Origin of the sequence: Pseudomonas spirodelae, assembly GCF_034653255.1 — a bacterium.
In the GTDB taxonomy this organism is placed as follows: domain Bacteria; phylum Pseudomonadota; class Gammaproteobacteria; order Pseudomonadales; family Pseudomonadaceae; genus Aquipseudomonas; species Aquipseudomonas spirodelae.
Genome location: NZ_JAYEET010000024.1, coordinates 62606 through 76142 on the forward strand (window position 1 = coordinate 62606; position 13537 = coordinate 76142).

The window sequence follows — 13537 nt, forward strand, 5'->3', positions numbered from 1 at the left end:
GCGCCTTTCGTTACGACTTTTCGCGAGGTTCGCCCCATGATCCACAGCATGACTGCCTTCGCCCGCGCCGAACAGGCCGGCGCCAACGGCACCCTGAGCTGGGAGCTACGCTCGGTCAACCATCGCTACCTGGAACCGCACCTGCGCCTGCCGGAAGCCTTCCGTGACCTCGAAGGCGCGGTGCGCGAAGCGCTGCGTAATGGCCTTTCCCGTGGCAAAGTCGAATGCACCCTGCGCTTCAGTGATGACAATGCCGGTAAAGCCCTGCAAGTCGACCTGGAGCGCGCCGCACAACTGGTCGCCGCCGCCGAAAGCATTGCCAGCCTGATCAAGCAACCCGCCGCACTCAACCCGCTGGAAGTGCTGGGCTGGCCCGGCGTGCTGGTTGCCGATGCCGCAGACCCGCAGGCGCTCAATAAAACCGCACTGGCGCTCTTCACCCAAGCACTGGACGAGCTGAAACAAGGCCGTTTGCGTGAAGGCGCAGAACTGGCCAAGCTGCTCAACGAACGCCTGGACAGCATTGCAGCCGAAGTCGTTGCCCTGCGCGAACTCGTACCGCAGATGCTGGCTGCCCAGCGCCAGAAGATTATCGACCGCTGCGCCGAGATGCAGGCCGAGCTCGACCCGCAGCGCCTGGAGCAAGAGCTGGTGATGCTCGCGCAGAAAAGCGACGTGGCCGAAGAACTCGATCGCCTGGTTACCCATGTCAGTGAGGTACGCCGCGTATTAAAGAGTGGCGGTGCAGCGGGCCGGCGCCTGGACTTCCTCATGCAGGAGCTCAACCGCGAAGCCAACACGCTCGGTTCCAAGGCCTTCGACACGCGCAGCACTCAGGCCGCCGTTAACTTAAAAGTGCTGATTGAACAGATGCGCGAACAAGTACAGAACATCGAATAAGCCAAACCGCTACTGCTACTCTTCGAACAACGCGCTCCAGGACTGATCCATGACCATCACCACCGGTACCCTGTACATCATTTCCGCCCCCTCCGGCGCGGGCAAAACCAGCCTGGTCAAGGCGCTGATCGACAGCGAGGCGCAGATTCGCGTATCCGTCTCGCACACCACCCGCGCCATGCGCCCGGGTGAAGTGGACGGGGTGAATTACCACTTCGTCAGCCGTGAGCAGTTTCACGCCATGCTCGACAAGACTGAATTCCTCGAGCATGCGGAAGTGTTCGGCAACCTCTACGGCACCTCACAGGAATGGGTAAAGCAGACGCTACGCGAAGGCTTCGACCTGATCCTGGAAATCGACTGGCAAGGCGCACAACAGGTACGCCGCCTGATGCCCGAGTCAAAATCGATCTTTATTCTGCCGCCGACCCAGGAAGCCCTGCGCCATCGCCTGACCAATCGTGGCCAGGACAGCGGCGAGATCATCGAACAGCGCATGCGTGAAGCCGTCAGCGAGATGAGCCACTACGTCGAATATGACTACCTGCTGATCAATGATGACTTCGCCCACGCCCTGAGCGACCTAAAGGCTATTTTCCGCTCCAATCAGCTGCTGCAAAACCCACAACAGCAACGCCACAGCGGGTTGCTCAGCGAGTTACTGGTCTGACTTACCGTGCACCGGTAAATCAATGCTTCCCTTAAGGCTGGTGATTTTTTAGACTATTCAGTCCGCTCGCCCATTTGGGCCCAGCTCTATTACGCATTTGCTACGAGGAACACCATGGCCCGCGTTACCGTCGAAGATTGCCTGGATCACGTTGATAACCGCTTTGAACTGGTCATGCTCGCCACCAAGCGCTCGCGCCAACTGGCTACCGGTGGCAAAGAGCCGAAGCTGGCTTGGGAAAATGACAAGCCAACCGTCGTCGCGCTGCGTGAAATCGCTGCCGGCCTGATGAGCTATGACGTCATCGCCCAAGACGATATCGTCGAGGAAGAGCCACTGTTTGCTGCATTCGAGGAAGAGGCGAACGAGCCTCTGTAAGCCTATGCCGGGTCGACGTCGTCAGGCGCAAGGTCATCTGAATCGGCAGGGGAGTTTCCCATGCCGAGCATAGATGTACTCGCCGAGAGACTTTCGACCTACCTCGACGACGACCAGGTCAACCTGGTCCGTCGCGCCTATTTCTACGCCGAACAAGCCCACGACGGCCAACGCCGCCGCAGCGGCGAAGCCTATGTCACCCACCCCCTCGCAGTGGCGTGCATCTTGGCTGATATGCACATGGACCATCAGAGCCTGATGGCCGCGATGCTGCATGACGTCATTGAAGACACCGGTATCGCCAAGGAAGCCCTGGACACCCAGTTTGGTGAGTCCGTGGCCGAGCTGGTCGATGGGGTCAGCAAACTGACCCAGATGAACTTCGAGACCAAGGCCGAAGCGCAGGCGGAAAATTTCCAGAAAATGGCCATGGCCATGGCACGCGATATCCGCGTAATTTTGGTCAAACTGGCCGACCGTCTGCACAACATGCGCACCCTGGAAGTGTTGTCCGGCGAGAAACGCCGGCGCATCGCCAAGGAAACCCTGGAAATCTACGCACCGATTGCCAATCGCCTGGGCATGCACAGCATGCGCATCGAGTTCGAGGATCTGGGTTTCAAGGCCATGCACCCGATGCGCTCCGAGCGCATTCGCGCAGCGGTGAAGCGCGCTCGGGGCAACCGCAAGGAAATCGTCAACAAGATCGAAGAGTCGATCACCCACTGCCTTGCTCGCGAAGGCATGGAAGGCGAGGTCTCGGGCCGCGAGAAGCACCTCTACGGCATCTACCAGAAGATGCGCGGCAAGCGCCGGGCGTTCAACGAAATCATGGACGTCTACGCCTTCCGCATCGTTGTCGACAAAGTCGATACCTGCTACCGCGTGCTTGGCGCCGTGCATAACCTGTACAAACCGCTGCCGGGGCGCTTCAAGGATTACATCGCAATTCCCAAGGCCAACGGCTACCAGTCGTTGCACACCACGCTATTCGGCATGCACGGGGTACCGATCGAAATCCAGATCCGTACCCGTGAAATGGAAGAGCTGGCCAACAACGGGATTGCCGCGCACTGGTTGTACAAATCCAACGAGGAAGACCAACCCAAGGGCAGCCACGCCCGCGCACGGCAATGGGTCAAGGGTGTGCTAGAGATGCAGCAGCGCGCCGGTAACTCGCTGGAATTTATCGAAAGCGTGAAAATCGACCTGTTCCCCGACGAGGTCTACGTGTTCACGCCCAAGGGCCGCATCATGGAGCTGCCGAAAGGCTCCACCGCGGTCGATTTTGCCTACGCGGTGCACACTGACGTCGGCAATACCTGCATTGCTTGTCGTATCAACCGCCGCCTAGCCCCGCTGTCGCAAGCCCTGGAAAGCGGCTCAACCGTGGAAATCGTCAGCGCGCCAGGTGCCCGCCCCAACCCGGCCTGGTTGAACTTCGTGGTTACCGGTAAGGCCCGGACGCACATCCGCCATGCGCTCAAACTGCAGCGCCGCTCGGAATCCATCAGCCTTGGCGAGCGCTTGTTGAACAAGGTACTCGTCAGCTTCGACAGCCATCTCGACAAAATTCCGGCTGAGCGGATTCAAACCGTCGTCGCCGAATACCAGCAGGACGTGCTCGAAGACCTGCTCGAAGACATTGGCCTGGGCAATCGCATGGCCTATGTGGTGGCTCGCCGCCTGCTCAGTGACAACGGCGAAGCCTTGCCGAGCAGTGAAGGTCCGCTGGCGATCCGCGGCACCGAAGGCTTGGTGTTGAGTTACGCCAAGTGCTGCACACCAATTCCGGGCGACCCGATTGTTGGTCACCTGTCTGCCGGTAAAGGCATGGTGGTGCACCTGGACAGCTGCAAGAACATCGGCGAAATCCGCCACAACCCGGAAAAATGCATCCAACTGTCCTGGGCCAAGGATGTGACCGGCGAGTTCAATGTCGAATTGCGCGTTGAACTGGAGCACCAGCGCGGTCTCATTGCGTTACTGGCCGGCAGCGTCAATGCCGCCGACGGCAATATCGAGAAAATCAGCATGGACGAACGCGATGGCCGCATCAGCGTGGTTCAGCTGGTGGTCAGCGTACATGACCGCGTACACCTGGCCCGCGTGATCAGGAAGCTGCGCGGCCTGACTGGTGTCATCCGCATCACTCGCGCCCGCGGTTGATACGCGAGCAAAACTGATCACACCCAACACCTGTTAGTTGAACTTTGACAGTGCCCGTGGCTTTCCTCCACCCTAGGCGGCCTAACAGGCCGCGCGAGCCATGCGCCGCCCATGATTTCCCTCAACCGTCTTTAGGAGTTCCCATGAGCAAGAGCGTTATCACCAGCGACAAAGCACCGGCCGCTATCGGCACTTACTCCCAGGCCATCAAAGCGGGCAACACGGTTTACATGTCCGGGCAAATTCCACTGGACCCAAAAACCATGGAGCTGGTGGAAGGCTTTGAAGCCCAGACCGTGCAAGTATTCGAAAACCTCAAAGCCGTTGCCGAAGCCGCCGGCGGCTCGTTCAAAGACATCGTCAAGCTGAACATCTTCCTCACTGACCTTTCGCACTTCGCCAAAGTGAATGAAGTCATGGGCCGTTACTTCGAGCAGCCTTACCCAGCCCGCGCCGCCATCGGCGTTGCCGCCCTGCCACGCGGCTCGCAGGTAGAAATGGACGCTATTCTGGTTATTGAATAAGTCCCTTGGCGGGGCCGCTGCCCCGCCCTCTCCTTGCGAGGACGCGCTATGCGTAGCCTATCTGCTGCTCTGTTGTTCTGCGCCTTACTCAGTGGCTGCGCCAGCCCTCCGTCCGACCCTAGCGGTACGTGGATCAACCAAGCGGCCATTGATGCCGCCACTGCAGGTGGCAACCTTCGCGAAGCCCTGCTCGCCTATGGGCCCAATCTGGAATGGCAGATTGACAGCCAGCACCGTTTAGCCAGTTTCAGCAACGGTTATGAGCGCGATGAGGGCACGTTTGAACGTCAGGCCGACGGCCGCTTACGCGTAGATTACTACGGTGATGTTCAGGAGTTTCTTAACCTTAGCGGCAGCGAACTGGTGCAGGCACAAAGCGCTACCTGGCCGGAACAACGCTTTGTCCGCGCACCTGCAGCACCCGCACCGCTTGCGCCACTCGGCAGCAGCTTCGAACACGCCTTGTACAGCGCCTACCTAGGCGGCACCTGGTTGATCGAAGAAGGCTTGGGCGAAGGCGGTCTGGTGCTATTCAACGCTGATGGCAGCGTGCAAGGCCTACCAGGCGCAGAACGCTATGCCCTGTGCCTGGCCGGCGACTGTGCCGCCATGAGCGGCGAGTTCGATAGCCTTTGGCTGCAATTGGGCGAACAGGGACAAAGCTGGATTTTCGAGCGTGAAGGTAACCAGCTGCGCGTCTTTGCAGCCCTGAATCGTGCGCAGATTGATGAAATGCCCGACTTCTATAAGGGTCAGCAACGCTGGCTACTCAAGCGTCGCTAAGCTGACGCGTCAAAGGGCCCGCATCACTCTAGGGCCTTCAGCGCACTTATCAGCAACCAGCCTCCCAAGGCCAGCAGTAACGCGCCGCAGCCCCGATCCAACCAGCGGATTTGCTGTTGCAACCAGGCACGCCAGCGCCGATGGCCCAACAGGCGCACCAACGCCAAGTCCCACACCCAAACCACCATGGTCATCCACAGCATTGCCAGCGCCAGCCCCCACGTCGGCACGGCCGCCTCACGCAGGACGCCAAACAACCCGGCATAGAACAGCGGCAACTTGGGGTTGCAGCTACTGGCCAGCAACCCATGGCGCAGCCCGTGCCACCACCTCCCCGTCAGGCTTTGCTCGCCCACAGGCAGATTAAGATCACGCTGCGACAACAATGCCTGCAACCCAATCCAGGCAAAGTAGGCGCCACCTATTAGCTGTAGCAGTGGCCACAACACACCTCCGTCGCCCGGTAGTAATCCCAGCGCCAGTAACACCAGGAGCATGCTCAGCAGATTGGCCAGGGCAATGCCTCCGGCACAGCCGTCAGCCTGCCGCCGGCCCTGGGTCAGCGCCGTGCGGATCAACAGAAAGAAATCCGGCCCTGGCGACAGCAGGGCCGCAAAGTGAGTGCTGGCGACCAGCAAAAATAACCCAAGCATCGGCAATCGACCTCCATCCAACGTGGAGGTCAGTTTCCCTGCTGCAGCCTGGTAAGGTCTTGGAGAAAACTCAGGTCACCGCGCCACGGCGAAACTGGCCTGGGGTGACGCCGGTGAAACGTTTGAACGTGCCGGAGAAGTGCGCTTGGTCATAGAAACCCAGGCTCAGCGCCACCTCCAGCGGAGCCTGTTCGCCGAGCAACAAGCGTTTCGCTTCGCGCACGCGACGCTGCAGTAGATAGGTATGTGGCGGCACGCCATAGGCCCGGCGAAAGGCTTCAATCAGGTGACGCGGATGACGCTGAACCAAAGCAGCCAGCTGTTCCAGGCTAACCGCTTGCGTGTAGTGCGCCTCCAGATATTCACGCAGGACGGCTGTCACGCCGCCATCACGGGCTGCCGGACAGGCAGCGCGAAGCCCGCCATGGCGCACAAATACCCGCTCCAGCACGGCGAGTAATTCACTTTCCAGGGTCAACGCATCGCCACGCTCGAACTCAGTCGCCAGACGCGCCAGGCCTGCGGCTACCTGACCATCGTCGCTCGGATTAAGCGTGCGGAAGCCATCGGGCAGATGTTTTCGACCGAGCAACGCCGGCAGGCGCGATTCCTCGACATAGAGCATGCGATAGACCAGCCGCGCAGAGTCAGCATGACCAGTATGCGGCTCCTCCGGATTCATCAGCGACAGCGTACCGGCCGGCAGAGCATGGCGCTGACCACGGCACTGATAACCGCCTACACCTTGCAAGATGGCACCAATAGCAAAGGCGTCGTGGCTATGGCGACCGAAGGCTTGCCCGGAAAAATCGGCATGAAACAGCTCGACACCGGGTAGCCACGCTTTGGCGAGCAACCGATTGCCGTTCATCTTTACAGCTGCGCCAGAATCGCCCGGTAACCCTCACGATAACTCGGGTACTGCGGCTGCCAGCCCAGGGATTTGGCGCGGGCGTTGCTGCAACGCTTGCTGCCGGCGCGGCGCACAGTGGCTGTCTCAGACCAGTGCTCGATCGCCAGCTGCTGACGTAACCAGGCCACTACCTCGTGTAGCGGCGCAGGTTCATCATCGACGCCGATATAGCAGTCCTGCAACGCCACGCCGCGGGCATCAGCCTGCAGCAGAAAAGCCAAGAGCCCGGCAGCATCATCAACATGAATGCGATTACCGTACAGCGGCGGCTCGCTGGCGACCCGATAGCCCTGACGAACTTGACCCAGCAACCATTCGCGCCCCGGCCCATAAAGCCCGGTCAGACGCACCACGCTGGCTTCCAGGCCACTGTGCAAGGCCACCTGCTCCGCCTCACGCATGATGCGCCCTGAATAGCTGTCGGCTTCGGCAGGGGATGCTTCATCCACCCACTCGCCCTGCAATTGGCCGTATACACCCGTGCTGGAGACAAACAACACACGCTTGGGTTGTTGCCCATGCTGCGCCAGCCAGCCCAGCACACGGCGCAAACCCTCCACATAGGCGGCGCGGTAGCCTGCTTCGTCGCGCTCGGTGGCAGCTGCGCAATACACCAGATAATCCAACGGCTCACTCGGCCAGGCCGACGGGCAGGCATCCGCCTGCAGGTCACCGGCAACCGGGCGAATACCCTCAGGGAGCAAGGCGACACTGCGGCGCAGGCCATACACCGTCCAACCGGCAGCAGTCAGCTGCTGCCCCAGACGGCCACCGACATCACCGCAGCCGGCGATTAGCAGGGTTTTACCCAGTGTCATGCGCATTCCTTATTGAGCTTGATCATGGCAACACGGCAACTAAGCCAGCCTGCTGCACCAGCTCCAGCAGCGGTTGCGGATACACGCCAAGGACGAAGGCCAACACGGCCACTACCAGCAGCATGATGCCCCCGGCACGCTGCGCCCAGTCAAACGGCGCATCGTGACGACGCAGGTTCGGCTCAACCATAAACAGGGTGACCATCACCCGCAGGTAATAGAACACGCCAATGGCGCTGCCGATTACCAGGGCGGCGAGCAGCCACCATTGCTGCGATTGCACGCCGGCAGCGACCACATAGAACTTGCCGATAAACCCGGCGGTCAGCGGAATACCCGCCAGCGACAGCATCATCACGGTCAGCACTGCGGTCAGATACGGGCGGCGCCAGAATAGCCCACGGTACTCGTACAGCGCATCACAATCCCGGCCGTTATAAGGCGTCGACATCAGGGTGATCACACCGAACGCGCCGAGGCTGGTCAGCACATAGGTCGCCAGGTACACGCCAACCGCTTCTACGGCCAAGCCTTTACTGGCAATCAACGCAACCAACAGGTAGCCGAAATGGGCGATTGAGGAATAACCGAGCAGGCGCTTGAGGTTGTTCTGCAACAGTGCCAACAGGTTGCCGAAGATGATCGAGGCTATGGCAATCAGTGTCAGTAGATCGCTCAGCCAGCCGCCAGCCATAGCCGGCGACATTTGATACAAACGCAACAACACGGCGAACACCGCAACCTTACTGGCTGTGGCGAGAAAAGCCGCCACCGGCGCAGGCGCGCCTTCGTAGACATCCGGCGTCCACAGGTGGAACGGCACCAGCGACAGCTTGAACGCCAGGCCGATCAGCATCATGCCCACGCCTAACTGCGCCAACATGCTCGGCAAACCATCAGCCGCCAGCTTGGCGCCGATGCCGGCGAAGGTCAGGTTGCCCGACTCGGCATACACCAGCGCCATGCCGAACAGTAGAAACGCGCTGCCTGCGGCCGACAGCACCATGTATTTGATACCGGCTTCAAGCGAGCGCTTGTTGAAGAAGGCGTAGGCAATCATGCCGTAGGTCGGCACCGACAGCAGTTCCAAACCAATAAACAGACCAGCCAGGTGCTGCGCGCTAACCAATACCAGCCCGCCGGCAGCGGACAGCAGCATCAGCAGGTAAAGCTCTTCACGGTTGCCCGGGTAACCCTTGCCTGACTCACCGCCCAGGTAGGCATGAGTCAGCGTCACGCAGGCCAGCGTCGCCGCCAGCACCAGGGCCATGTAGTAGCAGGCGAATTTATCCACCAGCAACAGCGGCGTGACCTCAATAGGCGTTACCTCCAGAGCCGGCAGCAGCGACAGCAAGGCCAGGTTTAGCCCCAGCACCGAGAGGCCGAAGGTCAGCGTGTGGTTGCGCTTCCAGGCGATAGCCAGCATCACCAGCACCACCGTGGCACTGGTGATCAGCAGCGGCAGCAGCGCGATGAAATGTTGAGTCGTCAGTTGCATGGCATGACTTTCCATTAAGCCGCTCACCGGGCCAAAACAGGTTGATTGAGGGCACTACCCAGCCACTGCTGCACGCCTTGCATGCTGGCGGCGGAGGTGTCGAGCACCGGCTGCGGGTAAACCCCAAGCAGGATCAGCAGCACGGCCAGGCCCAGCACCATGCTCAGCTCGCGCAGCTGCAGGCCAGGCAACGCGGTTTCCGCCTTGGCCGGGCCGAAGTAGGCGCGGTGAATCATGATCAGCGAATAGACCGAGCCGAACACCAGGCCCGTGGCGGCCAGCACAGTGACCCACGGCGCACTCTGGAAACTGCCAATCAGGATCAGGAACTCACCGACAAAGTTGCCGGTACCCGGCAAGCCCAACGCTGCTGCGGCAAAGAACAGGCTCAACGCCGGCAGCCAGGGCATACGCGCCCAGATACCGCCCATCTCGCGCATGTCACGTGTGTGCAGGCGCTCATACAGCTGACCACAAAGAATGAACAGTGCCGCCGCCGAAAGACCGTGAGCCATCATCTGTACCACCGCACCCTGCAGAGCAATTTCACTGCCGGAGTAAATGGCAATCAACACAAAGCCCATGTGCGACACGCTGGAGTAGGCCACCAGGCGTTTGATATCGGTCTGCGCGAACGACAGCAGCGCGCCATAGATGATGGCGAACACGCCAAGCCACTGGGCGATCGGCGCAAACTCGGCCGAGGCATTGGGGAACAGCGGCAGAGCAAAACGCATCAGACCGTAGGCAGCGGTTTTCAGCAGGATACCGGCCAAATCCACCGAGCCGGCCGTCGGCGCCTGGGCGTGGGCGTCCGGCAGCCAGGAGTGAAACGGCACCACCGGGAACTTCACCGCGAAGGCGATAAAGAAGCCGAGCATCAGAATGTACTCAGTGCCGGCCGCCATCTTGGTGGTCAGCAAATCGGCGTAGTTGAAGGTCAGCACGCCGGTCTGGTCGAAGTGCACAAAGACCAGGCCGAGGATCGCCAGCAACATGATCAGGCCACTGGCCTGGGTGAAGATAAAGAACTTGGTGGCGGCGGTGATGCGCGTCTTGCCATCACTACCGCTATGACCCCAGAGCGCGATGAGGAAATACATCGGCACCAGCATCATTTCCCAGAAGAAAAAGAACAGGAACAGGTCGACGGCGAGGAACACGCCAACTACGCCGCCGAGAATCCACATCAGGTTGAGGTGGAAGAAGCCGACGCGGTTCTGGATCTCGTTCCACGAGCAGAGCACCGAGAGCACACCAAGCAGACCGGTGAGGCTGATCATCAGCACCGACAGGCCATCCAGCGCCAGGTGGATGCTGATGCCAAAACGCTCGATCCACGGCACCTGGAATTCGGCCGCCCACTGCGGCGCAGCACCCGGCGCAGGGGCCAGGCTGAAGTCGCCAGTGGCCCACAACCACAGGCCCAGGCCGAACAGCAGGCCCATGGTCAGCAGGGCGATCCAGCGCGGCAAGGTGCTGCCGAAACGCTCGCACTGCCAGCACAGCAGGCCGCCGATAAAGGGGATCAGGATTAGCCAGGGCAGAATCATGACGGGCTATTTTCCTTAATTCAGAAACAGGAGGACGGCGAGCACCAGCACGGCGCCCCCGGCTATCGATGTGGCGTACCAGCGCACCTGGCCGGTCTCGCTGCTGGCCAGCAAGGCGTTGCCGCCTCGCGCCAGACGCGGAATCAGGCCAATGCTGCGGTCAATCGGGTCACGCCCGAGCAACCGGCAAAGCAGCAGGTACGGCTGGACGAACAGCTTGTCGTAGAACCAGTCGAAGCCCCAGGCCGCGAACCACCAGGCCGACAGGAAGCGCCCGGGCGAACTCTGCGCCACCGCGGTGGCGAAACTGCGCTTGCCGAGAAACAGCAACGCGGCCAGGACGATGCCGATGATCGCGATAGCCCCGGAAGCGATTTCCAGGCTGTGCTTGGCCTCGCCACCGGCATGGCCGAGGCTCTGCGGCAGCACACCGGCCAGCGGCGGGCTGATCAGCGCGCCGATAAAGGTCGACAGCACGATCAGCACGCTCAGTGGCAACCAGTGAGCCACGCCATGGCCGGCATGGGCCTCGGTCTGCTGCTCGCCGTGGAAGGCAATGAAGATCAGGCGGAAGGTGTAGATCGAGGTCAGGAAGGCACCTGCCAGGCCGGCATAGAGCAGCCACTGGTGACCACTGGCGAAGGCTTCCCAGAGGATCTCGTCCTTCGAGTAGAAACCGGCGGTGATCAGCGGCAGGGCGGCCAGGGCGGCGCCACCGACGATGAAGCTGGCGTAGGCCAGCGGCAGTTTCTTCCACAGGCCGCCCATCTTGAAGATGTTCTGCTCGTGGTGGCAGGCGTTGATCACCGCACCGGAGGCGAGGAACAGCAGGGCCTTGAAGAAGGCGTGGGTCATCAGGTGGAAGATCGCCGCGTCCCAGGCCTGCACGCCGAGGGCGAGGAACATGTAGCCGATCTGGCTCATGGTCGAGTAGGCGAGGATGCGCTTGATGTCGGTCTGTACCAGGGCAGCGAAGCCGGCCAGCACCAGGGTCACGCCGCCAACGATACCGACCAGTTCGAGAATATCCGGGGTCAGCAGGAACAGGCCGTGGGTCCGCGCAATCAGGTAGACGCCGGCGGTAACCATGGTCGCCGCGTGGATCAATGCCGACACAGGCGTCGGGCCAGCCATCGCGTCAGCCAGCCAGGTCTGTAGCGGCAGCTGAGCAGACTTACCGACCGCACCGCCGAGCAGCATCAGGGTGGCGATCCACAGCCAGCTGTCCCCTTCCACATACTTCTGCGGGGCCAGCAGCATCAGCTCCTGAATATTCAGGGTGCCTAGGTGCAGGAACAGGATAAACAGGCCGATGGCCATAAACACGTCGCCGATGCGGGTGACGATAAAGGCCTTGAGCGCCGCGTTGCCGTTGGCGGTGTGCTTGAAGTAGAAGCCGATCAGCAGGTAGGAGCACAGCCCCACGCCTTCCCAGCCGAAGTAGAGCATCAGCAGGTTGTCGCCCAGCACCAGCAGCAACATGCTGAAGATAAACAGGTTGGTATAGGCAAAGAAGCGCGAATAGCCCTCCTCCCCACGCATATACCAACTGGCAAACAGGTGAATCAGGAAGCCCACGCCAGTCACCACGCCGAGCATGGTCACGGACAGGCCATCCAGATACAAGGTGAAGCTCGGTGCAAAGCCCGCCACGCTCATCCACTGCCACAGCACCTGGGTAAACACGCCGTTGGGTGGCGGGTTTAGATTGAACTGCACGATCACCCAGGCCGCAGCCAGGGCGGATAGGCCCACCGAACCAACGCCAATCAGCGCCGAGAGGTTTTCGGAGAAACGCCCACGCGAGAAAGCCAGGAGAAACCAGCCCAGCAGGGGGAACACACAAGTCAGAAATAGAAGGTTCATCCGCGCATCTCGCTGGCAGCGTCGACATCGAGGGTGTTGAAGCGGCGATACAGCTGCAACAGGATCGCCAAGCCAATACTGGCCTCGGCGGCTGCCAGGGTGATCACCAGAATAAACATCACCTGGCCATCAGGCTGCGCCCAACGGCTGCCGGCCACCACAAAGGCCAGGGCGGTGGCATTCATCATCACTTCCAGGCTCATCAGCACAAACAGGATGTTGCGCCGCACCATCAGGCCAATCAGGCCGAGGCTGAATAGCACGCCGGCCAAGGCCAGGCCGTGTTCCATGGGAATCGCATTCATGCGGTTGGCTCCTTGGCATCGTGACGGCCGAGGTGATAGGCCGCGACCAACGCGGCAAGCAACAACATCGAAGCCAGCTCCACCGCCAGCAGGTAAGGCCCGTACAGGGCAATGCCGACGGCCTTGGCATCAATGGTCTGCAAACCGAGGGCCGCACCACTGGGCGACTGGAACAGCACATAGAGCAATTGCCCCAGCAGCAGCGCCGAGAGAATTGCCGGACCAGTCCAGATGCCAGGCGTCAGCCACTGACGTTCTTGCTCGACCGCTGGAGGGCCGAGGTTGAGCATCATCACCACAAAGACGAACAGCACCATGATCGCGCCGGCGTAGACAATGATCTCCAGCGCCCCGGCAAACGGCGCACCGAGGGCGAAGAAGGTCATGGCCACGGCCAACAACGAGAGAATCAGATACAACAGGGCGTGTACCGGATTGCTCGCGGTGATCACCCTGAATGTGGCCGCCACGGCAACGCCGGCGGCGAGGTAGAAAGCGAATTCCATA

General features: G+C 60.9%; 14 protein-coding genes. 6 read left to right on the forward strand and 8 right to left on the reverse strand.

Annotation, left to right across the window (positions count from 1 at the left end; translation table 11 throughout):
• Nucleotides 1-36: 36 nt before the first annotated feature.
• From SOP97_RS08235 to SOP97_RS08260, 6 genes are all read left to right on the forward strand, one after another.
• The gene (locus SOP97_RS08235; RefSeq protein WP_322948901.1) at nt 37-900 is read left to right on the forward strand and encodes a YicC/YloC family endoribonuclease; all 864 of its coding nucleotides are present in this window, start codon (nt 37-39) and stop codon (nt 898-900) included.
• A 49-nt stretch (nt 901-949) separates the two neighbouring features.
• Nucleotides 950-1570: a guanylate kinase gene (gene gmk, locus SOP97_RS08240; protein WP_274087027.1), complete on the forward strand. Its 621-nt coding sequence runs from the start codon at nt 950-952 to the stop codon at nt 1568-1570.
• A 114-nt stretch (nt 1571-1684) separates the two neighbouring features.
• Nucleotides 1685-1948 carry a DNA-directed RNA polymerase subunit omega gene (gene rpoZ / locus SOP97_RS08245; protein ID WP_090250565.1) on the forward strand — a complete coding sequence of 88 codons (264 nt, stop codon included), beginning with the start codon at nt 1685-1687 and terminating at the stop codon, nt 1946-1948.
• 60 nt (nt 1949-2008) lie between these two features.
• Entirely contained in the window at nt 2009-4117 is a 2109-nt protein-coding gene (gene spoT / locus SOP97_RS08250; RefSeq protein ID WP_274087026.1) for a bifunctional GTP diphosphokinase/guanosine-3',5'-bis pyrophosphate 3'-pyrophosphohydrolase, read from the forward strand.
• A gap of 143 nt (nt 4118-4260) precedes the next feature.
• On the forward strand, nt 4261-4641 hold the full coding sequence (locus tag SOP97_RS08255; protein WP_322948902.1) for a RidA family protein: 381 nt from the start codon (nt 4261-4263) through the stop codon (nt 4639-4641).
• A gap of 48 nt (nt 4642-4689) precedes the next feature.
• Nucleotides 4690-5424, forward strand: a complete 735-nt coding sequence (locus SOP97_RS08260) for a hypothetical protein (protein ID WP_274087024.1) — start codon at nt 4690-4692, stop codon at nt 5422-5424.
• Nucleotides 5425-5447: 23 nt separating this feature from the next.
• Here SOP97_RS08260 and SOP97_RS08265 read toward each other — a convergent pair whose 3' ends face one another.
• The 8 genes from SOP97_RS08265 to nuoJ all read right to left on the reverse strand — a co-directional run bounded on the left by SOP97_RS08265 (nt 5448) and on the right by nuoJ (nt 13536).
• Complete coding sequence (locus SOP97_RS08265; RefSeq protein ID WP_322948903.1) at nt 5448-6077, reverse strand: LysE family translocator; 630 nt, start codon at nt 6075-6077, stop codon at nt 5448-5450.
• Between the two features lie 70 nt (nt 6078-6147).
• Nucleotides 6148-6948 carry an AraC family transcriptional regulator gene (locus tag SOP97_RS08270; RefSeq protein WP_274087022.1) on the reverse strand — a complete coding sequence of 267 codons (801 nt, stop codon included), beginning with the start codon at nt 6946-6948 and terminating at the stop codon, nt 6148-6150.
• Nucleotides 6949-6950: 2 nt separating this feature from the next.
• Nucleotides 6951-7808, reverse strand: coding sequence for an SDR family oxidoreductase (locus SOP97_RS08275; protein ID WP_274087021.1), 858 nt, complete (start codon nt 7806-7808; stop codon nt 6951-6953).
• Between the two features lie 22 nt (nt 7809-7830).
• Entirely contained in the window at nt 7831-9306 is a 1476-nt protein-coding gene (gene nuoN, locus SOP97_RS08280) for an NADH-quinone oxidoreductase subunit NuoN (protein ID WP_274087020.1), read from the reverse strand.
• 23 nt (nt 9307-9329) lie between these two features.
• Entirely contained in the window at nt 9330-10859 is a 1530-nt protein-coding gene (nuoM, locus tag SOP97_RS08285) for an NADH-quinone oxidoreductase subunit M (RefSeq protein ID WP_322948905.1), read from the reverse strand.
• 15 nt (nt 10860-10874) lie between these two features.
• On the reverse strand, nt 10875-12725 hold the full coding sequence (nuoL, locus tag SOP97_RS08290) for an NADH-quinone oxidoreductase subunit L (protein ID WP_274087018.1): 1851 nt from the start codon (nt 12723-12725) through the stop codon (nt 10875-10877).
• The gene (gene nuoK / locus SOP97_RS08295) at nt 12722-13030 is read right to left on the reverse strand and encodes an NADH-quinone oxidoreductase subunit NuoK (protein WP_090240724.1); all 309 of its coding nucleotides are present in this window, start codon (nt 13028-13030) and stop codon (nt 12722-12724) included. The genes nuoL and nuoK overlap by 4 nt, the downstream gene beginning before the upstream one ends.
• Nucleotides 13027-13536 (reverse strand): NADH-quinone oxidoreductase subunit J, encoded by a 510-nt coding sequence (gene nuoJ, locus SOP97_RS08300; RefSeq protein ID WP_274087017.1) that lies wholly within the window; start codon nt 13534-13536, stop codon nt 13027-13029. The genes nuoK and nuoJ overlap by 4 nt, the downstream gene beginning before the upstream one ends.
• Nucleotide 13537: the final 1 nt, after the last annotated feature.